The following is a 24,156-nucleotide window of genomic DNA, read 5'->3' as shown; positions in this document are numbered from 1 at the left end:
GTCCGAACCTGACGTGGCAAGAGGTCATCCATTTTAAATTTACACCAGAGGTTGCATGCGCCATTTTCAAAGTGGAAGCTATTTTACGGCTTGTCTGAACATTCGACCAACGCTGTCATTCGAAGCAACTGTTGTCGTTCTGGCCCAGGCACTTGGTCTCAGACTCTCGCCTGACCAGGAAGGGAAATACGAGGAATATCCGGCATATCGCGCCTTCGCGCTTGGACTGGAAATCGCGCTATTGGCGCCTCCGCCGCTGGATTTAGACACGCGGGAGATACGCGACAACTGTTTTCAGCTAATTATCGATACCTGCGCGGACGTATCCGACGGCGGTGCGGACGTTGATCTGAGCGCCCTCATTGCGGCGCAATTAAGCTCCGCTACCGAGTTGGAAATGGAGCGTAGCGAAGTAGCATCTACGTAATACCGGAGGTTGCCGGGCGCCCTCAGCCCGCCGGCTTCCTCTTTGCCTTCAACAAACTTCCCGCCGCATTTTCCTCGAAGCGCCCCGCCTCTTCTATATAGCCATGCACGGTGCCGTCGTGGCGCCAGCCGCCCTGGCGCTTGATGGCCTGGAAATCGGCGCCTGCCCGATGTGCGCTGGTGGCCATGCCGCGGCGCAGGCTGTGGCTGGACAATTCCGGCACGTAATCGAGCGCCGCCAGCCTGGCGCAGCCTTCCAGTATCGTGTTGATGCTGCTCGCGTGCAGCGCTTTCACGCTCACATGACCCCACTGATTGACGGTGCGCAATAGCGGCCCCGTGCGGATGTGCGCCGCGGCCAGCCAGGCGCGCAAGGCCGTGGCCGGACAACAGACGCCGTCGCCGAACGGGATCGCCTTGACGATGCCCTCCCCCAGCTGGTCCGTTTTCGAGCGTGGCAGGGTGATCACCATGCCCTGCGGCTCCCAGCTCACGTCTTCCACAGTCAATCCCACCAGTTCGCTGCGGCGAAAACCGCCAAAAAATCCCAGTTGCAGCAAGGCGCTGTCGCGCAAGGCCTTGACGCTGCCCAGCGCGGCCAGCCTGGCGACGATCAGCTCCAGGTCTTCCAGCGGCAGGGCCTTGGCCTTCTTCTTTGGCTTGCCGTGCAGGCGGGCGATGCCGGCCAGGGTCTTGCGCACGGTGGGCGTAGACGCAGGGTCGGCAAAGCCCTGGTACACATGCCATTGCGACAGGGCTGTCAGGCGCAGGGCCAGGGTGCGCGCGTTCAGGCTGTCCGCATACGCCAACAGATAGCGGATGACGGTGGACTCATCGGCGGGCAGCGCCCCGCCCCACGCCTGGAAGTGGCGGATGGCGGAACGGTAGGTGCGGCGCGTATTGTCCGACGTGGCGGCGGCGAGAAACGCCTGGTGGCGCGCGGCCAGTTCGGCATCGATCAGGGCGCCGTGTAACTGCACAGGAGCCAAGGCGGCGCTTTTGGGCGCGGCGACACGGCGTTTGGAAAGGGGCAAATCGGGCATGGAATCGCTGAAATCGGGCTGGTGTACTGGGAAATACGCAGAATACCATGCAAACCACCCCCATAACCCGCGATAAGCAATCTTATCGCGACTTATATTTTACAAAAATCATGGAAATTTATATCGTAATATCATTCGATATTACGTATCATGTAATACGTTACTAAATTTCGCTCATAGGTGGTTTTATGGCCCGCACCGGCATTCTGTACTCTGATGTTATGAAAGCAGCCCAAATCGTCGCGGCCGATGGGCGCAATCCCACGGTCGACAGCGTGCGCGAAGCGCTGGGCAGCACGGGCAGCAAGAGCACCATCGCTCCCCTGTTGAAGCGCTGGAAGGAAGAGTTCCAGGGCACGGGCGCCGTGAAAACGGAGGCAGGCTTGCCGGCCGAGTTGATGGAGGCGATGCGCGGCGTCTATGAGAAGCAGCAGCGCGACGTGGCGCAGCAGCTGGAAACGGGCATGCAGCAGAACCGCGCGGAACTCGACGCGGCTTTGGCGCAACTGAAGAAGACGGAAAACGAACGCTTGAAACTGACGGAGGCGCGCGCCGCTCTCACCCAGGAATTGCGCGCCACCCAGCATGCGCTGGCGCAATTGAAGGAAGAGCACCATTTCCGCGCCGTCACCCTGGCTACCTTGCACAGCGATAACGCAGGCTTGACGCAACGGCTGGCCGACCGGGGCGAGGAAATCGCGGCCCTGAACCGCCAGCTGGCGCAGGTGCGCTCGCAGTTCGACCATTACCAGGAAGCGGCCGCCGCGCAACGCAGCGAGGAACGGGCGCAGGCTCAGCAACAAATCAGCCGGCTGGAACAGGATAACGCGCAGCTGCAGCAGCGTTTGCAGGGGCAGCAAGCGACCCTGGTGCAGCAAGACATGCGCCTGGCGCAGTTGCAGGCGGAACACGCGCGCCTTGCTGACGACGCGGCGGCAGACCGCGAAGCACTGGCCACCGTACGCCCCGAGCGCGACCAGTTCGAATTTCAGTATCTGCAGGCGGCCGCGTCGGCCGACGCCCTGCTGGCCAAGCTCGATACGGCCCTGCTGGCGCTGAACGACGCCAGGGTGGCGCTGGCCGCGCAAGACCGGCAGCTCGACATGCTGGCGGAAAATGGGCAAGCATCGCAGCAGAAAATGGAAGCATTGGCGCAGGAGAGAGATGGTTTGCTGCGCGACAATGCCGGCATGGCGGCCAGGCTGGCCCTGCTTATGGATAGCAAAGCGTGATGTTTGAGCCCGTCCAATAGCCTGGACTCTAAATGATGACCCCAGGACGGGCATCGCCAGCTTTCAAGGCCTGCCACATTATTTCGCCTGTCCCATGACGGCGGACGGGGACGAGTATGCGCAGCATGCCTCACTGCCGGTAGCGCACCCGTATCCACGCGCCGATGGCGTCCACGCCGCTGTCTTGCGCATCTTCGACCCAGCCCGCGCGCGCATAAAAGCGCCGCGCGCCCGTATTGGCCAGCTGCGTCTTCAGGCTCAGACGGGGACCGAAGCGCGCCACGACGGCCGCCAGCAGTTGCGCGCCGATGCCCATGCCGCTGTGCGCCGGGTGCACGTACAGGTGGTGCAGGAAGTAATCGGGGGCGTCGCCCGTGAACACGGCGGCAAAACCGGCGACGATGCCGCCGCATTCAGCAACGAGGAGCTCTTCGCCCTGCGTTGCCGTCGTGAAAGTGGCGCTGCCGGCGACAGGACCGAAGGCGTCGCGTCCGGCCAGGGCCAGGATGGCGGTGCAGGGCTGCATGTCCGTGCTGGCGTAGGGACGAATCAGGCACATGGCTGGCGTACTATCCATTCCTTACAGGCGGCGGTTCAGCACGCTGTCGATATCGTGGGTTTTCAGCTCGACCTGGACCACGCCGTCTTGCAGCCAATAAGCGTCGCCTCCCCGTTGCAACGCATCCATATCGAGCGCGCCCAAGGCCGGCGGGATGGCGCCGGCAAGCAAAGCCGCCACCTCGTCCCATGCCGCATACGACAGTTTCAGATACCAGCCGTCGTCGTGGGCAAAGGCGAGAAAGCGGCTGCGCAAGGCTGGCAGCGGTGCGAGCGCGCCACGGTGGTCCAGCATCGCGGCCACGCCTGCATCCGGGGAAGCGGGCGGCATGCCCTGCCAATCGGCCCAGGCATGGCTGCCGCAGGCAGCGATATCTTCCTGCACCAGGGCTGGCAGTTGCTGCCGCGCCAAGGTCTGGTAGCTGGCAGGTTTCCTGGCCGTCCCGGCGCTGCCCTTGCGCAGCACGATGCCGCCAGCCTTGCCGAGGGCAGGAATAAAATCCTTGAATTCGATGCCGGAAGCGACCAGCATGCGCTCGGCCGGGTCGTGCCAGATATACAGATAATGTCTCAAGTAGAATTCCGTTTTGGTTTCGGCGCCGTATTCAGCGCCACGGCGGCGCGTATCAGCGCCTTGAATGCCGCGGTGTCGAGGTGCGCGCCTTCGTGCAGGTCGATGGCCCGGCGCGTGCTGCCGTCCAGGCTGGCATTGAACAGGCCGGCCGGATCGGGCAAGGCGGCGCCCTTGGCAAAGGTGAGTTTGACGGACAGCTTATACGTTTCGCCCGTGCAAATCATGCCCGCGTGCGACCAGACGGGCACGCCACGCCATTTGACTTCCTCGACCACTTCAGGATCCGCCTGGCGTATCAGCGCGCGCACGCTGGCGAGGGTTTTGCCGCGCCAGTCCGCCAGCGAGGCGATTTTCGCATCGATCTGGCTGGCAGCCGATGCGGTGTTCGCCGCTTCATGGGGCGGCGTGCCCGGTTCTGCTTTTTTCATGGCTGGCATCTCCTTCAATGCGCACACGCCTTACTGCGCAGGGCTGGCCATGCAGGCGACCAGCGCAGCGATGAACTGGTCGCGCAAGGCCTGGTACTGCGCATCCGTCGCGAATGCCCGCTTGTCTGCCGGCTGATTGAGCAGATAGGCGGTGGCGACCGTCCCGCTGGCGTCATGCAGCAGCGTGTACAGACTGATCACGCCGGACGATTGCGTGATATACGGGTTATTCAATCCTAGCACTTCCACGCCCTGGCGCGTGTCCGTTTCCAGCGGCACCAGCTGTGGCGGCTTGCTGGTGGCCGACATATGCTGCATTTGCGCCACGATGGTGTCGCGGTCGGCGGCAAACCTGCCTTCCGCGCTGCGTTCGATCTTCAGATTCACGAACGGTAAGCTGCTCTTGTGGAACAACATCAGCCGATAGCCATCGGCCACCGATACCTGGCCCTCTCCCGTTGCCAGCTTGACGCTGCGCGTCGTCACGTGCGCGGGCAAGCGGTCCTGCTGCCTGAACTGGAATTGACTGCGGTTGATGCATTGCGCCAGGGGCCCCAGGGGATCGGCCGTGCGGTCTTGCGCCTGGGCGCCCAGTGCGGCGACCAGCATGGGAATGGCAAGCAATTGGCGGTGATTCATGAGCGCCTCAGTGATTAATCAGGCAAGCAGAATAAAGCCCGTGTCGCCGGCGGGCAATGATTTAGTTGTCATCCTCTAAATGTTGGCCCCGGGTGGGCCTGCATCAGGTTTCTTAATATGAAATTCACCTGGCCCACGTAGCATTCAGATTGGCAAGGCTCTCATTGTGCAGCGCCTGCCATTTTCCGGCTGAACCATGAATGACATCGCTTTACCCCTGCGCCACGGCGCCGCCCTGCCACACCCTGCCAGCGGACACCGCCTGAAAGCAGCGCTGGGCGCCCTCTTCTTTCCCCGCCAGCGCACGCGCTGGCAAGCCTTCCTGGGCAGCATGCCCGGCTTGAGTTCCCTGGCGCAATTGCATCCTTGTTTGCGCTTCAAGATTTACCGCCCGTACGCATCGCGCCAGCTCGGTTGCACGGATCGCCTGGCCTTGCTGGAAGGGCATTACCGCTTCCTGTGGCAAGCGGGCGCGCGCGCGCTGGTCGAGCGGGCCGCGCGCCAGCCCGTCGTGCTGGCCGCGTTCGAAGGCAAGGATGCAGCGCTGTACCGCTTGCAGCTGACGGCCATCCACGACAGCTACCGCGAAGGCGAACTGTGCCTTCGCCTGACGCGCGATGGCCAACCCTTCTACCTGGCCAGCTTTTTGTTCGTGCCGCGCGCCGATGGCGTGTCCTTGCAGCTGGGCGCGCTGCAAGGCTTGCGCTCGGAAGCGGGCAAGCTGGCCGTCAAGGAAGCCACGCGGGCGCTGCACGGTTGCCGCCCGAAGAACCTGATGGTCACGGCCTTGCGCGATTTCGGCGATTTTTTTGCCTGCAATAACGTGTTTTTGATCAGCAATGACAACCGCATCGCCCTGAATGCCCGGCGCCGGCGCCATATCGCCGCCGACTACGACCTGGCGTGGCAGGAATTGCACGCCTTGCGCATGCGCGACGGTAATTATCACCTGCCCTGCGCGGCCTACCGGGCTCCGGACCTGGCTAACGTGCCGTCGAAGAAACGCGCCGATGCCCGCCGGCGCGGTGAATTGCTGCAATGCATGGCCAGAGGCATGCGCGCGCAGCTGGCCTGCCTGCTGGAAGCGCCGCTGGCTGAACATTGAGCAAGCGCAAGCCTTGCCATACCGGCAGCCATAAAACTCAGGCAGCCTTCATGTTGGGGCCGTATCCTTCACCAGGCATGCCAGAGACCTCATCCAGGCACCGGCGTGCATTCGATCCACTCTGGACAAGGTTTCCCCATGACACCCACTTTCGCCCTTCTCCCCCTTTGCCTCGCCAGCAGCGCCGCACTGGCCGCCCCTGCCCTGGACAACGCCGTGCGCCAGCGCGCGGAGGAACTGACACGCACGGGCATGCACGCCAGCATCGTCATCGCCGTGATCGACGGCAAGGACAGCGCCGTCTACGGCTTTGGCAGCATTCATGCCGGCAAGAGCGCCAAGCCGGGCGCCGACACCGTCTACCAGATCGGCTCCATTACCAAGACCATGACGAGCTTGCTGCTGGCCGATGCGGTCGTCGAAGGCAAGGTGAAACTCGACGAACCGGTGGCGGCATTATTGCCGGGCTATACCGTGCCTGCCTTCGACGGCAAGACGATCAGCCTGCTCGACCTGGCCACGCACTATTCCTCGCTGCCGCGCCTGCCCGACAACTTCGTGCCGAAGGACCCGGCCAATCCGTATGCCGATTACACGGCAGAAAAACAGCGGCAGTTTCTTGCCGCCTATCACCTGCCCCATGCGCCGGGCACGGCATTTGACTATTCGAACATCGGCTATGCCGTGCTGGGTACGGCCCTGGCCGCACAGGCCGGCACCAGCTATGAAGCCCTGCTGCACTCGCGCATCGCCGTGCCGCTGGGCATGCGTTCCACCACGAACACGCCTTCGGCCGGTATGCTGGCGCGCCTGGCGCCCGGCCACCTGCTGTCGGGCGAGCTTACGCCCGCCTGGGATTTGAATGTGGTGGCGCCGGCCGGCGGCGTGTATTCGAGCGCGCGCGACATGATCGCCTACCTGCAAGCGTACATGCACAGGCCGCTGCGCCCGTATGTGCTGGCGATCAAGCCGCAGCTGCCGCTGGCGCCCGATAGCGATACGAAAATCGGCCTGGCCTGGCTGCTGGAGCAGCAACAGGACCATGCCTACGCCTGGCACAGCGGCCAGACGGGCGGCTACGCCAGCTACGCGGCGTTTACGACGGACGGCAAGCGGGGCGTGGTGGTGCTGACGAACACGGCGCGCGACGTCGATGCGCTGGGCTTGTCCGCCCTGCTGCCCGGCACGCCCTTGCCGCCGCTGAAAAAGCCGCAAGCCGCCATCGAAGTGCCGCGCGCAACCTTAGCTGAGTACGTGGCCGAATATGTGCTCGAGCATTCGCCAGGCAAGAATTTCATATTGACGGTGTCGTTGGGCAAGCATGGCCTGGAAGCGGCCGGCACGGGCGTCGGTTCCGCTCCCTTGTTTGCCAGTGCAAAAGACCAATTTTTCTTCCGCGCCATCGACGCGGACCTGGCGTTTACACGCGATGGCGCGGGCAAGATCGCCAGCGCCGTGCTCAAGCAAGGCGGACAGGACGTCGTCTTGCCGCGCAAACCGTAAAACTCAGGCTGCAGGGTCTTGCATGAATTGCTCGACCCGGGCGACAAACGCCGCCTTGCTGCGCGTGCGAAACTCGCCCAGGAAGGCGTCGCTGCCCTGGACGATCTTGCCGTGCCGGTCATATTCCACCTTGCCCATCTCCAGCACGAATTCGCCTTGCGGATCGTCCTCAGGTTCAAAATGCGAGTTGAAGCAGTAACCCGTGTCGCGGCAGCTGCCCCACAGCAGCAGCGCGCTGCTGAACCACTGCATGGTCTCCGGACCCGGTTCCACTTCGAACAGGGTGTTGACGGTGATGTGCCAGCCGCCCGGTACGCGCAGCGGCTGCAAGGGATAGGGAAAGTGTGGCGGTTTCATGGGGATGCTGGCGCGCGGCGCGTTTGATAAAAGGCAAGGAATTCCGCGGCCGGCAGCGCTTTGGCGAACAGCCAGCCCTGGCCGAATTCAACTTTGCGTTCCAGCAAATAATCGGCTTGCTGCTGCGTTTCGATGCCTTCGGCGACGATCAGCATGTTCAAGGTGCGGGCCATGTCGATGATGTGCGGCGTGACGCTGCTGGTGGCCGCATCCGTGCCGATGGTGTCGACAAACGATTTGTCGATTTTCAAGGCATCGAGCGGCAGGTTTTGCAGGCTCGACAGGCTGGAATAGCCGGTGCCGAAATCGTCGATGGCCACGGCATGGCCGCGGGCTCTGGCCTTTTCGATGGTGGCGCGGGCCGCTTCCACGTTGATGAAGCCCCGCTCCGTCGCTTCCAGCCAGATCTGCTGCGCCTCGATGCCGCTACCGTCCAGCGCGCGTTCCAGCACGTCGAGCACCCGGCCCGTTTCGATATCGCTGGCGCACAGGTTGATGGCGATGTGCAGCTCGCGGTCGGCCAGCAGCGCGGCGCGCATGTCGGCGATGACGCAATCGATGACCTGGTCCGTGATGGGCAGAATCAGCTCGCCTTCCTCGGCCACGGGAATGAACAGGTCGGGCCGTATCATGCTGCCGTCGGGACGGCGCCAGCGTATCAGCGCCTCGGCACCCACGCACACGCCCGTATCGAGCGCGATGATGGGTTGGTAATGGACAAAGAATTCGCGCCGGTCGATGGCGATGCGCAATTCTCCCATCAGCGACAGGCGGCGTCGCGACAGCCACACGACGATGCCGACGATGAAGGCGGCCATCAGCAGGCCCAGCGGCAAGAGCAGCAGCTGTTCGCGCCGCAGCCTGTCGTTCAGCTTGCTACGTGGCTCGATCATGACGGCCGTCAAGCCATCGCGGTACAGCATCGCATGGATGCTGCCATCCGGGGTGGCGCCGTCCGCCGCCGGCAGGCCGGCAAGCAAGGCTTGCACCTGCGCGGGATCCGGATGGTGCAAGGTGTCGAGCACGCCTTCCTTGCCGATGGCCACGGCCATCTGGATGTCGCTGTCGACAATGACGTCGGAAAAACGCACGGGATCGATCAGCACTTTATAGGCGCGGTAAGTCAGTCCCACCATGCGCTTGCCACCGCTGACGACGGGGCGCAGGTTGAAATCGATGCCCATGCCATTGTCCAGCGTGAAGTCGGCGGGCGTGACGGGGATGCGCGCCTCTTCGATGCCCGTGGACGTGCATTTGAGCAAGCCGTTTTCCACATAGCCGATATCGTCGATGCTGCGCGTGGTGATGGTGATGCGGCGCAATTGCTGGATATGGGCTTCGGAACACGGCGCCAGGTCCAGCGCATCGGCGCTGCGCAGGGCCATGCTGGCCGAGGCGATCGAACGGTGGGCGCGCTCGAGCGCGTAGCCGGCCAGCAGGCGCAGGCGCTCCTGCTCGCCCTGCTCGGCGCGCACGGACGACAGATAGAAGGCCAGGCTCAGGGGAGCGGCCACGCCGATGACGGCCACCAGCACGCTCGTGACGATAATGCGTTTTCTGCGCATGCAATTCCCGCGGTAGTTGTATGATTGCCATGTATTGCTCGATGGCATCATATTACAAGCAGAGGCCGTGTACCTGAATATTGCTGAACAGTTACAATTTTTCCAGTGGCCGCGCCAGCACGAACACCAGCGCCGCCACCGTGGCCGCCAGTCCGCCTGCCAGGTACAGCACGCTGGCAAAACCATCGATGAAGGCGTGCCGCGCCGCTTCCTGTGCCACGGCCTGCATGGCGGGCGGCAGCTGGCCGAAGGCCTCGGCCGCGTTGCCGGCGACGATGCGGCCGATCATCTCGGGCGACGCCTTCAGGCCGTGCAGCCACGCCAGCTTCTCGAACGAGGTGGCCGTGCGCATGGCCAGCACGGCGCCCAGCGCGCCCACGGCCAGCACGATGCCGACAAAGCGCGTGGTGGTGCTGATGCCGGAACCCATGCCCGTGCGCTCGCGCGGGATGCAGGCCAGGATGGCTTTTTGCGTCGTGCCATTGAGCAATCCCGCACCCGCTCCCGTGACAATCATGCCGGCCGCCACCCAGCCATACTGCAGGCTGGCAGCGGCAAAGGCTGTGGCCACGTTGCCGCCAGCGACGATCAGCAAGCCCGTCACCAGAATGCCGCGGTCGTCCAGATGGCGCATGGCGCGTGGCGCCAGCCGCGACAGCACCACCATGGCGACGGCAAACGGCAGCATGGCGCAGCCGGCCAGCACGGCGGAAAAGCCGAAGGCGTTCTGCAGATACAGCGGTAAAAACGTCATCATCACTTGCGCGGCGATGGCGTAGCCGAACATGCCCAGCACGGCGCCGACGAACACGCGGCGGCCAAACAGGCTCAGATCGACCATCGGGGCGCGCTGGTGCCGCTCCACCAGCACGAACACGGCCAGCAGCGCCGCACCCGCGACAAAGCGCAGCACGGTGGCGCGGCTGGACCAGCCCGCCACGCTGGCGTCGATCAAGCCCCAGATGATGCAGAACAGGCCGGCGGAGAATAGTGCCGCGCCCGCCGGGTCGAAGCTGGCGTTGGACGCATCCTTCGACTCGTCCACATGGCGCTGCACCAGCCACATCAGGATGGCGACGACTGGCAGGTTCAGGTAGAAAATCCAGCGCCAGTTGATGGCGCTCGTGATCAGGCCGCCCAAGAGGGGCGCCACCGTCATGGCCACGCCCATGGCCGCGCCCCACACGGACCAGGCGCGCGCCCTCTCTTTTTCCGCATGAAAGGTGTGGCCGATGACGGCCAGCGCGGAGGTCAGCAGCAGCGCCGCGCCGAGGCCCTTGATGGCGCGCGCCACGTTGAGCACGAACGGCGTCCACGCCAGGCCGCACAGCAGGGACGCCAGCGCGAACACGCCCAGGCCGAACAGCATCACCCTGCGCCGTCCCAGGCGGTCGGCGATACTGCCGGCGGGCAACAGGAACGAGGCGAACGCCAGCATGTAGGCGCTGACCACCCATTCCACGTCGACGAAGCTGGCGTTGAGCGAGCGGGCAATCGACGGCAGCGAGACGGCCACGACGTTGGTGTCGAGCATGATCAGGGCGCACACGCCCGAGCACGTATATAAGGTCCAGTTGGTATTCTTCATGCCCCGATTGTAAGCAGGCTTGTATTATTTCCTGTTATAAGATGATCGCCTTATAATTCACTGATGGTGAATATAGTCAAAGACATGGAATTGCGGCATTTCCGCTGCGTGCTGGCCGTGGCGCACAGCCTGCACTTCGCGCGAGCCGCCGCGGAACTGGGCATTTCGCCGCCCGCGCTGACCAAGCAGGTGCAGGAAACGGAACAGCTGCTGGGTACGCGTTTATTCCAGCGCAGCAAGCGCGCCGTGGCCCTGACGGCGGCCGGGGAATTGTTCGTCATCGAGGCCGCGCGCGCGCTGGCGCAGCTGGCGCAGGCGCAGGAAGTGGCGCGGCGCGCGGGACGGGGCGAACTGGGACGCCTGGAAATCGGCTATGTCGCATCAGCAGCTTACTCAGGCGTGCTGCAAGATCAGTTTGCCCGCTTTCGCGCCAGCCACCCGGGCATCCACATCGGTGCGCGCGAATACGCGATGGATGCCCTGCCCGGCTTGCTGGACCAGGGCCGCGTCGACCTGGCCTTCGTGCGCCCGCCCCTGCACTTGCCGGACGGACTGGACAGCGTGGTCTTGCTGCGCGACCGCTTCGTGCTGGCCGTGCAGGCCGACAGCCCGCTGGCTCTGTCAGCTGTGGCGATGCCGGCCGCGCTGGCGCAGCAGGCATTCATCGTGCCGGAACAGGAATTGGGAACATTGGAAGCGAGCCGGCGCGGCGGTTTTGCGGCGCAGGTGGTGTCGCGCCCCGGCAGCCTGGTGGCCGTGCTGACGGAAGTGTCGCTGGGCGTCGGTTGCGCCATCGTGCCCCACTCGGTGATGGCCAGCGTGCAATTGCCCGGCGTGGTGTTCCGCGAGCTGGCAGGGCCGCAGATCAGCTCGGAAATCGCCGTGGCCTTCCGCCGCCACGAACAGGCGCCCGCCGCGCGCGCCTTCATTGCCCAGCTGCGCGCCGCGGCGCTGGCTTGACTTCAACTATTTTTCAATACGGCCACGGCATAGGTGCAGGCGGTGGCCGTTTCATTGCTGAACACGCAGTCGGCCGGCGGCCCCAGTTCCAGGCAGTCGCCCTCGTCCAGCACGTGGCGGGTCTCCCCTTCGAGGAAGACGAGGCTGCCGCTGAGCGACCAGATCAGCTGGCGCCGCGCCACATAGGCGGCGGCCGGCATGGCCACCACGGCGCCCGGCGGCAAGCTAATGTGCACGAGGTCGAGCGGCATGTCGGACGCGGGCGACACGTGCCGCCGCACATAGCCGCTCTGCGGGTCGATCCACACGGGTTGTTCAGCCTTGCGCAGCAAGCGCCCTGCGCGCATCTCGGCGCGGGCGATCAGTTCGGACATGCTCAGGTCGAAGGCGCCCGACAGCCGCGCCAGCAAGGTGGCCGTGGGGCTGCAGTCGCCCCGCTCCACCTTGTGCACCATCGCGCGCGAAACGCCCGAGCGGGCCGCCAGTTCCGTCAGCGACCAGCCCAGGTTTTCCCGCTCGAGGCGTACCCTGGCGCCGATGCGCTGGTTCAATTCGTCTGGTTTAGTGGACATAATCAGGATTTATTGGACAAAAGCGCGGGCGGCAATCTATGATTTGTCCATTATAGTAGATGCCTAGCAAGGAGAGCAACATGCAGATACGCGATGCCCATGCGGGCGACATCGAGGCCATCACGGCCATCTACAACGATGCCGTCAGCCATACCCTGGCCATCTGGAATGAACGGACGGTCGATGCGGCCAACCGCGCCGCCTGGCTGGCCGACCGCCAGCGGGCCGGCTATCCGGTGCTGGTCGCCATCGATGCGGAAGGAAATGTCGCTGGCTACGCCGCGTTCGGCGACTGGCGCCCGTTCGAGGGTTTTCGCCATACGGTCGAGCATTCCGTGTATGTGCGCGCCGATCGCCGCGGCGCCGGGGTCGGCAAGGCCTTGATGGTGGAATTGATCGCGCGGGCGCGCGGCCTGGGCAAGCACGTGATGGTGGCGGGCATCGAGGCGGGCAATGCCGGCTCGATCGCCCTGCACAAGCAGCTGGGCTTCGAGGAAGTGGGCTTGATGCGCCAGGTGGGCACCAAGTTCGGCGCCTGGCTGGACCTGGCGTTCCTGCAACTGCAGCTCGATGCGCGCAGCGATCCGGACGGCATTACGCCGCCCGGTTGAGGTTAAACCGACGTCAGAGATCGCGCATCAAAGATCGATCTCCGGTGGCGGACGGCGCAGCGCCATATGTTCCCACACGGCCACCAGGACCAGCACGCAGCTGGTGATGCAGGCCAGGGTCAGGGGCGCATACAGCCGTCCATACGCCATCGGGATCAGCGCCAGGATGATCAAGATGCCCAGCAGATGCGACAGCGGCGGCGCGGCGCGCTCGCTGCTGACCCATTTGAACAGCGCATTGCCCAGCAAATACAGGATCGGGCCGCCCAGCAAGGCGCTGATGCCGGCGAAGCTCGCCTCGTCCGGATGCACGAGGGCCAGCTCATCGGCCACGGCGGAAACGATCACGCCGCCGACGATCAGCACGTGGATATACGTGTAAGCCTTGCGGGCGATGCGGCCAGGGTCTTTCGAGTGGGCGATGCGGTGGTGACCCGCCTCGGCGCCCGTGTCGAAGTAGATCCACCACATGGCGATGCTGCCGACCAGGGCCGACAGGAAGCCCAGCCAGTTGCTGGCCGTCCATTCCAGGCCGGCGAAGGTGGCGCCCGTCACCAGCAGCGATTCACCGAGGGCGATGATGACGAACAGGCCGCAGCGTTCGGCCATGTGGCCGCCATCGACATCCCAGTCGGCCGTCGTCGAGCGACCCAGGCCCGGCAGGCCGAACTGCATCCAGGGGCCGGCCAGGTCGATCGCCAGTGCCAGCACCCACCAGAAGATGCGCTGCTCGGGCGACGCGACGCCGCCGGCGATCCAGAAGATACCGGACAACACGGCCCACAGGGCGATGCGCTGGAAATTGCGGCGGCGCGACAGCGCTTCATGGCGCACGGCCCACCAGGCGAACAGGGGACGCCCCACCTGCATGGCGACGTAGGCGCCCGCGAATGCCAGACCCCGCGTGCCGAACGCCTCGGGGATCGAAGCGGACATGATCAGGCCGCCCAGCATCAGCGCAAACAGGCTGATGCGCACGGGAATGCGCTCGGGGTCGAGCCAGTTGGTGATCCACGACGTGAAAATCCACACCCACCAGACGGCCATCAGCAGCAGTCCCGTCTGCAGCCAGCCCATGGCGCTCAGGTGCGCCAGCAAGCCGTGCGACAGTTGCGTCACGGCAAACACGAACACGAGATCGAAGAACAGCTCGATCATGCCCACCTTGCCGCTGTCCTGCCCGCCGCGCGTGCGCAACAGCGATTTTGTCAATTCCATAGCTACTCTTTCATTCATGCTTGATTAAAACGGTTCATCCCGGGCGTTATCATTTTACTGGCGTCAATAGCGGCAAACCGGCAAAGTGCGCGGCCAGGTTATAGACCACCAGTTGCCCCATCGCATGGCGCGTTTCCACGGTCAGGCTGCCCACGTGCGGCGTCAGCACCACGTTCGGCAAGGCGCGCAATGCGGCAGGCACCCTCGGCTCGTCGGCAAATACGTCGAGGCCGGCCGCGCCCAGGTGGCCATCCTGCAAGGCGGCGATCAGGGCTTCTTCATCGATGAGGGCGCCACGGGCGATATTGATCAGGGTGCCTTGCGGTCCCAGCGCGTCGAGCACGCTGCGGTCGATGATCTGGCGCGTGGCCGGGGTGCCCGGCGCGCAGACGATCAGGTAATCGCTTTCCTGCGCCAGGGCCAGCAGGGATTCGGCGCGCGGCACGCTGGCGCCGGCAATGGCGCGCGGCTGGAAGTAGCGCACGTGGATGCCGAAGGCGGCCAGGCGCAGCGCGATGGCTTGGCCGATCTGGCCGAAACCGAAGATGCCGGCCGTCTTGCCGCGCAGGCTGGACGCGGGGGCGATGGCTTCGCGGCGTTCCCAGCCACCATCGCGCACGAATCGGTCGAGTGCCACGATGTGCCGCGCGCTGGCCAGCAGCAAGGCCAGCGCCACGTCGGCCACGTCATCGGTCAGCACGTTCGGCGTGGTGGTGACGGCGATGCCGCGCTCGCGCGCCAGGTCCAGCGCCACACCATCGAGTCCGACGCCATTGACGGCGACGATTTCCAGCGTTGGCAGCAGGGCCATGTCGGTGGCGTTCAAGCCCAGCGCGCCCGTCGTGACAACGGCGCGGATGGACGGCGCCCGTTCGGCCAGCCAGGCGTGGCGTTCGTGCGCCGGCACTTGCCAGGCGTGATGGCAGGTATATTGCTGTTCCAGCTGCGCGTTGACGGCAGCCGAAGGGCTGGGAGCGAGGATGAGGAGTTCGGGGAGCATGGGCGTCCTGGGTCGTGTCACATGAATTGCAGACGCAACTTAGCATATTTGAGACCCAGCCGGGGATGACTGCCCCGCAATCGCCGTGATAACCCTGTGCCGAATGCGGTCTTTAGCCCGGGCAAGGCACGCGTTTCACCTTGCCGCCCGTCCTGGCCGGGTCGGCGCCAGAGCCGGGATTCTCGGCCATGCCAAAGCACGTGGCGCCGCCGGCACTGACGACGCGCGTGGCGGGCCGGCCATCGGCCGTGAGGAATTCCTCCACGCGGATGACGGGGCCGCCGCGCCAGGCGGAGGCGACCAGCTTCTGGAAAGTGCTTTCGCTCTTCAGGCCGGCAGAGGCCAGCCATGGCTGGTCTTGCTTGAGCTCGCTACGCAGGGCCTTGTCGGCGGCGCCCGCGGCCAGCCGCACGCGCGTGCGCAAGTCTGCCGTCGAGGGGGCCGTAGCCGGCACGGCGGGAAGCTCTTCGGCCGGTACGGTGATGGCTTCCACTATCACGGGAGATGGTTCGAGGATGGCGGACGGCGCGGCAGGCGGCGCCGTTGCCCGCGCGCGCGGCACAGGCATGGGCATCGGCACGGCCATCGGCGGCGCCTGCTGCATGGGACGGGGCGGCAGCAAGGTCATGAAAGCCACTTCCGTGTATTGCTTGAGTTGCCGCGGCGGCAGGAGCAGAAAATACAGGCCCAGCACGTGCATGGCCAGGATCAGCGCGACGGCGCCGCCTTTCAGGCTCAAGCCCTCCCGCATGCGCATGGAAGCGGACTGTAGATGGCGGTGCAATGGCATGCGGTTTCCTGTGGGCGCCGGGCGCGATGGCCCATTCTAGCGAAACTTGGATATGCGCATTAATAAATCCACAAGGTATCGCCTGGCGCGCCTTTTTCCGCCAGATTCCAGTGCCTTCGCATGCCGGCTGTTGTACAAATGGCGACTTTTTTATCACTTTCTCACACTTTTCCACGCAGCGCGCCACGCTGGAATATAATGATAATCATTCTCATTAATATCCAAACAACACCATGCGCACCTTCCACCTCGTCCCTACCCCGTTCGCCCTGGCCGCTTTCCTGCTGGCCAGCGCCGCCGCCCAAGCCCAAACCACGCCCGCCACAACGGCCGGCGACGCGCAAAGCATGCCGACGGTGGTGGTCAATGCGTCCGCCGATGCGTCGGCGGAAGGCTTGTCGAAGGCGTATGCGGGCGGCCAGGTGGCGCGCGGCGGGCGCATGGGCATTCTTGGCGCCGTGGACATGATGGATTCGCCATTCGGCGGCACCAGTTACACGCAGCAATTCATTGCCGACCAACAAGCGCGCAGCGTGGGCGATCTGCTGCAGAGCGATCCGGCCGTGCGCATGTCGCGCGGCTATGGCAATTTCCAGGAAGTGTATGTGATCCGCGGCTTCGCCCTCGATTCGGACGATGTGGCGTATAACGGCCTGTACGGCGTTCTGCCCCGTCAATATGTGTCGCCGGAACTGCTCGAGCGCGTGGAAGTGTTCCGGGGCGCCAGCGCCTTCCTGAACGGCGCGGCGCCTGGCGGCAGCGGCATCGGCGGCGCCATCAACCTGATGCCCAAGCGCGCCGGCAACACGCCGCTGACGGAATTAACGGTGGGCGTGGAATCGGGTGGCCACGCCTATGCGGCCATCGACGTGGCGCGCCGCTTTGGCGCGAACCAGGAATTCGGCGTGCGCGTCAACGCCGCCAAGCGCCAGGGCGAGACCAGCATCAAGCGCGAAGACCACGACGTGGGCATGTTCTCGGTGGGCCTCGACTACCGCGACCGCGGCTATCGCCTGTCGGCCGATGCCGGCTACCAGAATTTCAACTTGACATCGCCGCGCCCGTCCGTCGCCATTGGCAGCGTGGCCGTGCTGCCATCCGCACCCGATGCCTCGAAGAACTTTGCCCAGCCATGGAGCTATTCGAAGGAACACGATGTGTTCGGCACGGCGCGCGCCGAAGTGGACCTGGCCAAGGATGTCGTGGCCTGGGCCGCATTTGGCTCCCGTTCGACCAGGGAAGCCAACAGCCTGGCCGAGCCGTCGTTGACCTCGATCAATGGCGACGCCACGGTGTCGCGCTTCGACAATGCCCGCAAGCAGGAAATCCGCACGGGCGAACTGGGCATTCGCGGCAAGCTCGTTACGGGCGCCGTCAAGCACACCCTGGTGGCCAGCTGGTCCGGGCACTGGAATGAAGCGAAGAACGCCTATGCGATCGGCGACAAGTTTGCCACCAACATTTATGCGCCAATCAGCGTGACCCCGCCGCCAACGCCCTACACGGGCGGCATCATGAGCGACCCGCGCATCACCCAGAAAACCATCCTCAACAGCTATGCCCTGGCCGACACCATGGCCTTCCTGGACGACAAGCTGCTGCTGACCGTGGGCTTGCGTCGCCAGCAGATCAAGGATGCCGGCTACGACTACAACACCTCGGTGCTGCAAGGCAAGGCCTATGACGAGAGCGCCACGACGCCCGTGGCTGGCATCGTCTTCAAGGCGAACCAGAACGTGTCGCTGTACGCCAACTACATCGAGGCGCTGGTCAAGGGCCCAGCGGCCACGGGAACGTACGTGGAAAACGGCCAGCAGCTCAACGTCGACAACATGGGCGACGTGTTTGCGCCGTACAAATCCAAGCAAAAGGAAATCGGCGTCAAGTATGACGGCGGCAAGCTGGGCATGAGCGCCGCCCTGTTCACGACAAGCAAGCCTTTGCTGGCCGTGGTCAGCAAGCGGGCCGAACTCGATGGCGAGCAGCGCAACCGTGGCCTGGAACTGTCGATTTTCGGCACGCCGATGCAAGGCGTGCGCCTGCTGGGCGGCTTGACCTGGCTCGATGCAAAGCTCAGCAATACCGACGTGGCCGCGAATAATGGCAAGAAACCCATCGGCGCACCGGAAACGCAGATGAGCGTGGGCGGAGAATGGGACGTGCCGGGCGCGCCAGGCCTGACCCTGAACGCCCGCACCATCTACACCTCGACGCAGTATGCGGACCAGGCCAACACCAAGCAACTGCCATCGTGGACCCGCCTCGACATCGGCGCGCGCTACCTGACGCAAGTGGCGGGCCGTGACGTGACCTTGCGCGCCCGCGTGGACAACGTGACAGACCGCAATTACTGGTCCTCGGCCGTGTCGTCCTTCAACATCGGCTCGCTGGTCCTGGCCGCGCCGCGCACCGTGGTCGTCTCGGCCAGCGTGGCATTTTAAAGGCCGCGCCCCTGTCGTACTTTGAAAAGCTGCCCTCGGGCAGCTTTTTTTCCGCGTGCGCGCCTGTGCCGCAAGCCGTGCTTCGGCGACAATGCCGCATGAAACGATTCCCTGCCCTGCTGCTCCTGCTCTGCCTATCCCTGCCTGCCGCGGCCCAAAAGCAAGCCGCCTGCCCGTATGCTGCCTGGAAAAGCGGCTTCAAGGGCGATGCGCTGGCGCAAGCCACGTGTTTGCTGCGTCCCGTCAAACTGTATGCGCGCCTCGGCGACAGTGCGCCGCTGCCGGACTTCCTTGCCGCCCGCATCGGCCAGCGCACGGGCATCACTCCGGCCCGCTTGCGCGCCTGGCTGGCGGAACAAGGCATCGCCGAGGCAGATGTGGGCGGCGCCGTCGACGCGCCATTATCGCGCGCCGTGGGCCGGCTGGCCGCGCCCATGGCCCGCTATTTCGTCATCCACGACACCAGCTACCCGAATTTCCTGCTTGACGCCATTCCCGGCCACATCAACGATGCCAGCTGGGATTTCAACGACTTCAGCTTGCGCAATCCGGCGCTGGGCGGCGGTCCGAAAGGCCATGTCTACGTGAACCGCCTGGGCGGCTCCTTGCAGGTGCGCGACTTTGGCACGGCCAGCTACGCCAGCAAGCTGGAAAAGGACAAGCCGTCGCTGACGGGCCTGTTCCTGCACGTGGAACTGGTGCAGCCGCGCAACTCCGTGCCCGGCGGCGGCAAGGGCAACGATGGCCTGGCGCCCGATCCCGGTTTTACGCCGGCGCAATACGAGCGGCTGGCCCTGCTGTATGTCGCCGCCAGCGTGCGCAGGGGCACGTGGCTGATCCCCGCCTTCCACGCCGTGCTCGATACGGGTTTTGCGAACGGTCATGATGATCCGCAGAACTTTTCCCTGGCCGAGTGGTCAGCCTCGCTTTCCCGCCTCGATGCGGCCCTGCGGCCGGCCGATACTGGACAATAAGGCGTTTCCCTGGCGGCTGAATTGGCGCATACTATCGCAAGCATAGTCATTGCCGTCAGGAGTCCAGGTGAGTATTGCCACGGATCATCACGCGGGTCGCCAGACCAGCGCACGCCAGCCGTTGCAGCGCGCGCAGCGCATTTTTGCCATGCGCGACGCCGTCCTCAGCGCCTGGGAACAGCGCGTGCGCGCCAAGGTGCGCGGCGCCGACCAGTTGCTCACGCCCATACTCATCAATACCTTGCCCGCCTTTTTCGACAACCTGGCCGAAGCCCTCACCCCGGGCCACCCGCGCGAAAACGCCGCCAGCAACAGCAACGTGCCCGCCGTGCATGGCAATGAACGGGCGCGCATGACCAATTACGGCCCGGAACAGGTCATCCAGGAATACCAGATCTTCCGCGACTGCTTCGCCGCCACAGCGCATGAGTCCGGCATCACCCTGCGCAGCAAAGATTGGCAGGTGATCAATGTGTCGATCGACTCGGGCATCCGCGAATCGATACGCGAATTTACCAGCATGCATGAAAGTTTCCGGCGCCGCATCGCGGCCGGCCTGTCGCACGACATGCGCAATCCCCTGGCCGTGATCAGCACCAGCGCCCAGCTGCTGCTGCGGCCAGCCGACCCGGAACGGGTGACATTGCTGGCGCACAAGATTGTCGAGCACAGCAAGCGGCTCGACAGCATGATCGAGGAATTGCTCGATGGCCTCAGCTACCACCAGGGCCAGCAGTTGCCACTGGTGCTGAGCCAGTTCGACGTGCTGCCGCTGGTGCACGCCGTGGCCAGCCAGATCAACTTGCAGCGGCCGGGCAAATGCCAGGTCAGCGGGCAATCCGTCATCGGCTGGTGGTGCGAGAACTCGCTGCGGCGCGCACTGGAAAACCTGCTCGGCAATGCGCTCAAGTATGGCGACGACGCGCCTATCAGCGTGCACGTGGAAGCGACCCACGAACGCCTGATCGTCACCGTCCACAATAGCGGGCGGCCCATCGCGCCGGAACAGGCCGAACGCATCTTTGACTACCTGCGCCGCGAGAACGACAGCCCCGCGCCAGGCTGGGGCATCGGCCTGCCCTTCGTGCAGAGCGTGGCGGAAAGCCACGGCGGCAGCATCGCCGTCGATAGCGCGGCCGAAACGGGCACCAGCTTCATCTTCGACGTGCCCGTCGATTGCCGCCCCTTCGTCCAGCCCGCCGACGTCCCCAAGAGTGACGCCTAGCGCACCGAATTGGTGCAAGCAATGGCGCGACGCCACAAAAGTGGTCATATTTACACCTGTTCACGACCGCCTTGTTGGCACGCTTCCTGCTGAGCTATGCATAGACACGGCTCAAGGGAAATCACAACATGGCAAATTTTTTCAATGAAATGACTGCAAATGAAGTGGGTACGGACAGCAAGGTACGTGAACACTATCGTGAATTCAGCAACTGGCTGGAGCAGCAATCCCCCGAGACCATCGCCCGCAAGCGGGCCGAGGCCGACCTGACGTTCCGCCGGGTCGGCATCACGTTCGCCGTGTACGGCGACGATGCCGGCACGGAACGCCTGATTCCGTTCGACACCATCCCGCGCATCATCCCCGCCACGGAATGGGCGCAGATGCAGACGGGCCTGGTACAGCGCGTGCAAGCCTTAAACATGTTCATCCATGATATTTATCATGAGCAAAACATCATCAAGGCGGGCATCATTCCCGCCGAGCAAATCTACAAGAATGCCCAGTACCGCCCGGAAATGCAGGGTATTGCCGTCGCTTCCGACATCTACGCCCACATCGCGGGCGTCGACATCGTGCGCGCCGGCCAGGGCGAATTCTATGTGCTGGAAGACAATCTGCGGGTGCCGTCCGGCGTGTCCTACATGCTGGAAGACCGCAAGATGATGATGCGCTTGTTCCCGGAACTGTTCGCCCGCAACCGTATCGCCCCCGTCGACCATTACCCGGACATGCTGCTCGACAACCTGCGCTCCGTCGCGCCGATGGGCGTCGATGACCCGACGGTCGTCGTCATGACGCCCGGCATGTACAACTCCGCCTACTTCGAGCATGCGTTTCTGGCCCAGCAAATGGGCGTGGAGCTGGTCGAGGGCAAGGATCTGTTTGTCAACGACAATTCCGTGTACATGCGCACCACGCGCGGGCCCAAGCGCGTGGACGTGATCTACCGCCGGGTCGACGACGATTTCCTCGATCCGCTGGCCTTCCGCTCCGATTCCTCGCTGGGCGTGCCGGGCCTGCTGTCCGTGTACCGCGCCGGCCGGGTGACCCTGGCGAACGCCATCGGCACGGGCGTGGCCGACGACAAGTCGATCTACCCTTTTGTTCCCGACATGATCAAGTTTTATTTGTCGCAGGAACCGATACTCAACAACGTGCCCACCTACCAGTGCCGCAAGAGCGCCGATTTGTCGTACGTGCTGGCGAACCTGGCGAAACTGGTGGTCAAGGAAGTGCATGGCGCGGGTGGCTACGGCATGCTGGTGGGGCCGGCGTCCAGCCTGGCGCAGATCGAGGATTTCCGCCAGCGCCTGCTGGCCAATCCGGGCGGCTACATCGCCCAGCCCACGCTCGCCCTGTCCGCCTGCCCCACGTATGTCGAGGCCGGCATTGCGCCGCGCCACATCGATTTGCGTCCGTTCGTGCTGTCCGGCAAGACGATTTCCATGGTGCCCGGCGGCCTGACCCGCGTGGCGCTGGGCGAAGGCTCGCTGGTGGTCAACTCCTCGCAAGGGGGCGGCACCAAGGATACCTGGGTACTGGAACCAACATCCGTGTTTGCAGGAGAAAAAGCATGCTGAGCCGCACCGCCGATCATTTGTTCTGGATGGCCCGCTACACGGAGCGGGCGGAAAACACGGCGCGCATGCTCGACGTCAACATGCAAACCTCGATGCTGCCCCAGTCAGAGCAGGATGCGGAACAGGGCTGGCGCGCCACCCTGGGTATTTCCGAGCTGCAAAGCGCGTACGACCACAAATATGGCCGCTTCCACACGCGCGACGTGCTTGACTTCATGGTGCGCGATCCGAACAACCCGTCGTCCATCCTCGCCTGCCTGACGGGCGCGCGCGAAAATGCCCGCGCCGTGCGGGGCACCTTGACGACGGAAGTGTGGGAAATCCAGAACGCCACCTGGCTCGACATGCAGAAGCGCCTGAAGAGCAATCTGCTGGAAACGGACCCCAGCCAGTTCTTCGAATGGGTCAAATACCGCTCGCACCTGTCGCGCGGCGTGACCCTGGGCACCATGCTCAAGGACGAAGCCATCCATTTCATCCGCCTGGGCACCTTCCTCGAGCGGGCCGACAACACGGCGCGCATCCTCGACGTGAAGTTCCACGGTGCGCGCGACACGTCGAAAGACATCACGCAGCGCGATTTTTACTACTGGGCGGCGCTGCTGCGCTCCGTGTCCGGCTTTGAAATCTACCGCAAGGTGTACCGCGACGTCATCACCCCGGCGCGGGTGGCGGAATTGCTGATGCTGCGCGGCGACATGCCCAGGTCGCTCTTGGCCTGCATGGATGACGTGGTGGAAAATCTCAAGCATATTCGCAACGATGTGTCCGCCGATACGGAGCGTTTCGCTGGCAAACTGCACGCGGAGCTGAAATTCGGCCATATCGACGACATCATGAAGGCGGGCTTGCACCATACATTGACGGAATTTCTGGAAAACATCTATGACCTGGGCAACCGGGTCAGCCGCGATTTCCTCGTTCCCTTGGCGGCCTGATGCAGCTCACCATCCGCCACGAAACCCATTACGCCTACAGTGCGCCGCTGGCCTACACCATCCAGCAGCTGCACCTGACGCCGCGTATCGAGCCGCAGCAGCGCGCCCTGTCCTGGCAAATCACCACGCCAGGCCGGTGCCACGCCTACACGGATGCCTACGGCAATCTGTCGCACATGCTGACGATCAGCGGCAGCCATCATTCCCTGAGCCTGGTGGCGCATGGCGTTGTGGAAACCATCTACCCGCACAAGGGACGGCTGAACCTGGTCGATACTTTGTCGCCGCTGCTGTTTACCATGCCGACACCGCTGACGCAGGCCAATCCCGCCATCCTCGAGCTATGCGCCGCCAGCCTGCCGGACCGGCGCGTGACGGCGGGCACGGGCCACTTGCTGCGCCTGGCCGAGCACATCGTCGGCAAGGTGGCGTATGAAAGCGGCGCCACCATGGTCACCACCACGGCCGGCGACGCCCTGGCGCTGGGGCGCGGCGTGTGCCAGGACCACGCACATCTGTTCCTCGCCTGCTGCCACGCCTGGGGCATCCCGGCCCGCTATGTCTCCGGCTATATCGATCCGGGCACGACGGGCCACGCGGCCAGCCATGCCTGGGTCGACGCCTGGACGGAGGACACGGATTTCGCGGGCTGGGTCAGCATCGATGTCACGCATGCGCGCCTGATGACGGATGCGTATTGCCGCCTGGCCATCGGACGCGACTACGATTCGGCGGCCCCCGTGCGCGGCGTGCGCCAGGGTGGCGGTACAGAAACATTACGCGTCGATGTGCACATCGTGCCGGTATAAACACGCAGGAATGAGGC

The 24,156-nt window shown here is 64.3% G+C and carries 24 protein-coding genes; 12 read left to right on the top strand and 12 right to left on the bottom strand.

Going from position 1 to position 24,156, the window contains the following annotated elements; all coding sequences use genetic code 11:
- Positions 1-55 precede the first annotated feature (55 nt).
- Positions 56-427: a hypothetical protein gene (locus tag U0004_RS15600; protein ID WP_070254433.1), complete on the top strand. Its 372-nt coding sequence runs from the start codon at positions 56-58 to the stop codon at positions 425-427.
- Positions 428-449: 22 nt separating this feature from the next.
- On the opposite strand, the gene U0004_RS15595 is transcribed toward U0004_RS15600, so the two are convergent.
- Positions 450-1,469, bottom strand: a complete 1,020-nt coding sequence (locus tag U0004_RS15595) for a tyrosine-type recombinase/integrase (RefSeq protein ID WP_081345500.1) — start codon at positions 1,467-1,469, stop codon at positions 450-452.
- Between the two features lie 221 nt (positions 1,470-1,690).
- Here U0004_RS15595 and U0004_RS15590 point away from each other — a divergent pair, with 221 nt between their 5' ends.
- Positions 1,691-2,701, top strand: a complete 1,011-nt coding sequence (locus tag U0004_RS15590) for a DNA-binding protein (protein ID WP_231958253.1) — start codon at positions 1,691-1,693, stop codon at positions 2,699-2,701.
- Positions 2,702-2,831: 130 nt separating this feature from the next.
- Here the strand turns inward: U0004_RS15590 and U0004_RS15585 are convergent, their stop codons facing one another.
- The 4 genes from U0004_RS15585 to U0004_RS15570 are packed head-to-tail and all read right to left on the bottom strand — an operon-like array spanning position 2,832 to position 4,900.
- Entirely contained in the window at positions 2,832-3,278 is a 447-nt protein-coding gene (locus U0004_RS15585) for a GNAT family N-acetyltransferase (protein WP_081345499.1), read from the bottom strand.
- Positions 3,279-3,281: 3 nt separating this feature from the next.
- The gene (locus U0004_RS15580) at positions 3,282-3,833 is read right to left on the bottom strand and encodes a hypothetical protein (protein WP_070254431.1); all 552 of its coding nucleotides are present in this window, start codon (positions 3,831-3,833) and stop codon (positions 3,282-3,284) included.
- Entirely contained in the window at positions 3,830-4,261 is a 432-nt protein-coding gene (locus U0004_RS15575) for a DUF1801 domain-containing protein (RefSeq protein WP_070254469.1), read from the bottom strand. The genes U0004_RS15580 and U0004_RS15575 overlap by 4 nt, the downstream gene beginning before the upstream one ends.
- 30 nt (positions 4,262-4,291) lie before the next feature.
- The gene (locus tag U0004_RS15570; protein WP_139144095.1) at positions 4,292-4,900 is read right to left on the bottom strand and encodes a hypothetical protein; all 609 of its coding nucleotides are present in this window, start codon (positions 4,898-4,900) and stop codon (positions 4,292-4,294) included.
- Positions 4,901-5,096: 196 nt separating this feature from the next.
- Between U0004_RS15570 and U0004_RS15565 the strand changes: the two genes are divergently transcribed.
- Both U0004_RS15565 and U0004_RS15560 read left to right on the top strand, forming a co-directional pair.
- Positions 5,097-6,005 carry a VirK/YbjX family protein gene (locus U0004_RS15565; protein ID WP_070254429.1) on the top strand — a complete coding sequence of 303 codons (909 nt, stop codon included), beginning with the start codon at positions 5,097-5,099 and terminating at the stop codon, positions 6,003-6,005.
- 138 nt (positions 6,006-6,143) lie between these two features.
- Positions 6,144-7,508 (top strand): serine hydrolase domain-containing protein, encoded by a 1,365-nt coding sequence (locus U0004_RS15560; protein ID WP_081345498.1) that lies wholly within the window; start codon positions 6,144-6,146, stop codon positions 7,506-7,508.
- A 3-nt stretch (positions 7,509-7,511) separates the two neighbouring features.
- Here U0004_RS15560 and U0004_RS15555 read toward each other — a convergent pair whose 3' ends face one another.
- The 3 genes from U0004_RS15555 to U0004_RS15545 all read right to left on the bottom strand — a co-directional run bounded on the left by U0004_RS15555 (position 7,512) and on the right by U0004_RS15545 (position 11,018).
- Complete coding sequence (locus tag U0004_RS15555) at positions 7,512-7,865, bottom strand: hypothetical protein (protein ID WP_070254427.1); 354 nt, start codon at positions 7,863-7,865, stop codon at positions 7,512-7,514.
- Complete coding sequence (locus tag U0004_RS15550; RefSeq protein WP_070254426.1) at positions 7,862-9,430, bottom strand: EAL domain-containing protein; 1,569 nt, start codon at positions 9,428-9,430, stop codon at positions 7,862-7,864. The genes U0004_RS15555 and U0004_RS15550 overlap by 4 nt, the downstream gene beginning before the upstream one ends.
- A gap of 91 nt (positions 9,431-9,521) precedes the next feature.
- The gene (locus U0004_RS15545) at positions 9,522-11,018 is read right to left on the bottom strand and encodes an MFS transporter (RefSeq protein WP_070254425.1); all 1,497 of its coding nucleotides are present in this window, start codon (positions 11,016-11,018) and stop codon (positions 9,522-9,524) included.
- 63 nt (positions 11,019-11,081) lie between these two features.
- On the opposite strand from U0004_RS15545, the gene U0004_RS15540 reads away from it, so the two are divergent.
- Entirely contained in the window at positions 11,082-11,978 is an 897-nt protein-coding gene (locus tag U0004_RS15540) for a LysR family transcriptional regulator (protein WP_070254424.1), read from the top strand.
- Positions 11,979-11,980: 2 nt separating this feature from the next.
- On the opposite strand, the gene U0004_RS15535 is transcribed toward U0004_RS15540, so the two are convergent.
- Complete coding sequence (locus tag U0004_RS15535; RefSeq protein WP_070254423.1) at positions 11,981-12,550, bottom strand: XRE family transcriptional regulator; 570 nt, start codon at positions 12,548-12,550, stop codon at positions 11,981-11,983.
- 80 nt (positions 12,551-12,630) lie between these two features.
- On the opposite strand from U0004_RS15535, the gene U0004_RS15530 reads away from it, so the two are divergent.
- A complete protein-coding gene (locus tag U0004_RS15530) occupies positions 12,631-13,161 on the top strand; it encodes a GNAT family N-acetyltransferase (RefSeq protein WP_070254422.1) in 531 nt (176 codons plus the stop codon).
- 27 nt (positions 13,162-13,188) lie between these two features.
- Here U0004_RS15530 and U0004_RS15525 read toward each other — a convergent pair whose 3' ends face one another.
- The 3 genes from U0004_RS15525 to U0004_RS15515 all read right to left on the bottom strand — a co-directional run bounded on the left by U0004_RS15525 (position 13,189) and on the right by U0004_RS15515 (position 16,169).
- Positions 13,189-14,373, bottom strand: coding sequence for a low temperature requirement protein A (locus U0004_RS15525; RefSeq protein ID WP_370452837.1), 1,185 nt, complete (start codon positions 14,371-14,373; stop codon positions 13,189-13,191).
- Positions 14,374-14,428: 55 nt separating this feature from the next.
- Entirely contained in the window at positions 14,429-15,379 is a 951-nt protein-coding gene (locus U0004_RS15520) for a 2-hydroxyacid dehydrogenase (protein ID WP_070254420.1), read from the bottom strand.
- A gap of 112 nt (positions 15,380-15,491) precedes the next feature.
- Entirely contained in the window at positions 15,492-16,169 is a 678-nt protein-coding gene (locus U0004_RS15515; protein WP_139144094.1) for a hypothetical protein, read from the bottom strand.
- A gap of 233 nt (positions 16,170-16,402) precedes the next feature.
- Between U0004_RS15515 and U0004_RS15510 the strand changes: the two genes are divergently transcribed.
- The 6 genes from U0004_RS15510 to U0004_RS15485 all read left to right on the top strand — a co-directional run bounded on the left by U0004_RS15510 (position 16,403) and on the right by U0004_RS15485 (position 24,139).
- A complete protein-coding gene (locus U0004_RS15510; protein WP_070254418.1) occupies positions 16,403-18,610 on the top strand; it encodes a TonB-dependent receptor in 2,208 nt (735 codons plus the stop codon).
- Between the two features lie 98 nt (positions 18,611-18,708).
- Entirely contained in the window at positions 18,709-19,584 is an 876-nt protein-coding gene (locus U0004_RS15505; RefSeq protein WP_070254417.1) for a hypothetical protein, read from the top strand.
- 67 nt (positions 19,585-19,651) lie between these two features.
- Positions 19,652-20,809: a sensor histidine kinase gene (locus U0004_RS15500; protein ID WP_115057490.1), complete on the top strand. Its 1,158-nt coding sequence runs from the start codon at positions 19,652-19,654 to the stop codon at positions 20,807-20,809.
- 128 nt (positions 20,810-20,937) lie between these two features.
- The gene (locus U0004_RS15495) at positions 20,938-22,392 is read left to right on the top strand and encodes a circularly permuted type 2 ATP-grasp protein (protein ID WP_070254416.1); all 1,455 of its coding nucleotides are present in this window, start codon (positions 20,938-20,940) and stop codon (positions 22,390-22,392) included.
- Positions 22,386-23,330, top strand: a complete 945-nt coding sequence (locus U0004_RS15490; RefSeq protein ID WP_034787425.1) for an alpha-E domain-containing protein — start codon at positions 22,386-22,388, stop codon at positions 23,328-23,330. The genes U0004_RS15495 and U0004_RS15490 overlap by 7 nt, the downstream gene beginning before the upstream one ends.
- Positions 23,330-24,139 carry a transglutaminase family protein gene (locus tag U0004_RS15485; RefSeq protein WP_070254415.1) on the top strand — a complete coding sequence of 270 codons (810 nt, stop codon included), beginning with the start codon at positions 23,330-23,332 and terminating at the stop codon, positions 24,137-24,139. The genes U0004_RS15490 and U0004_RS15485 overlap by 1 nt, the downstream gene beginning before the upstream one ends.
- Positions 24,140-24,156 lie beyond the last annotated feature (17 nt).

Source organism: Janthinobacterium lividum (assembly GCF_034424625.1).
Lineage (GTDB): Bacteria > Pseudomonadota > Gammaproteobacteria > Burkholderiales > Burkholderiaceae_D > Janthinobacterium > Janthinobacterium lividum.
The sequence above is the reverse complement of the archived record's forward strand: the minus strand, read 5'-3'. Positions and strand labels throughout refer to the sequence as shown.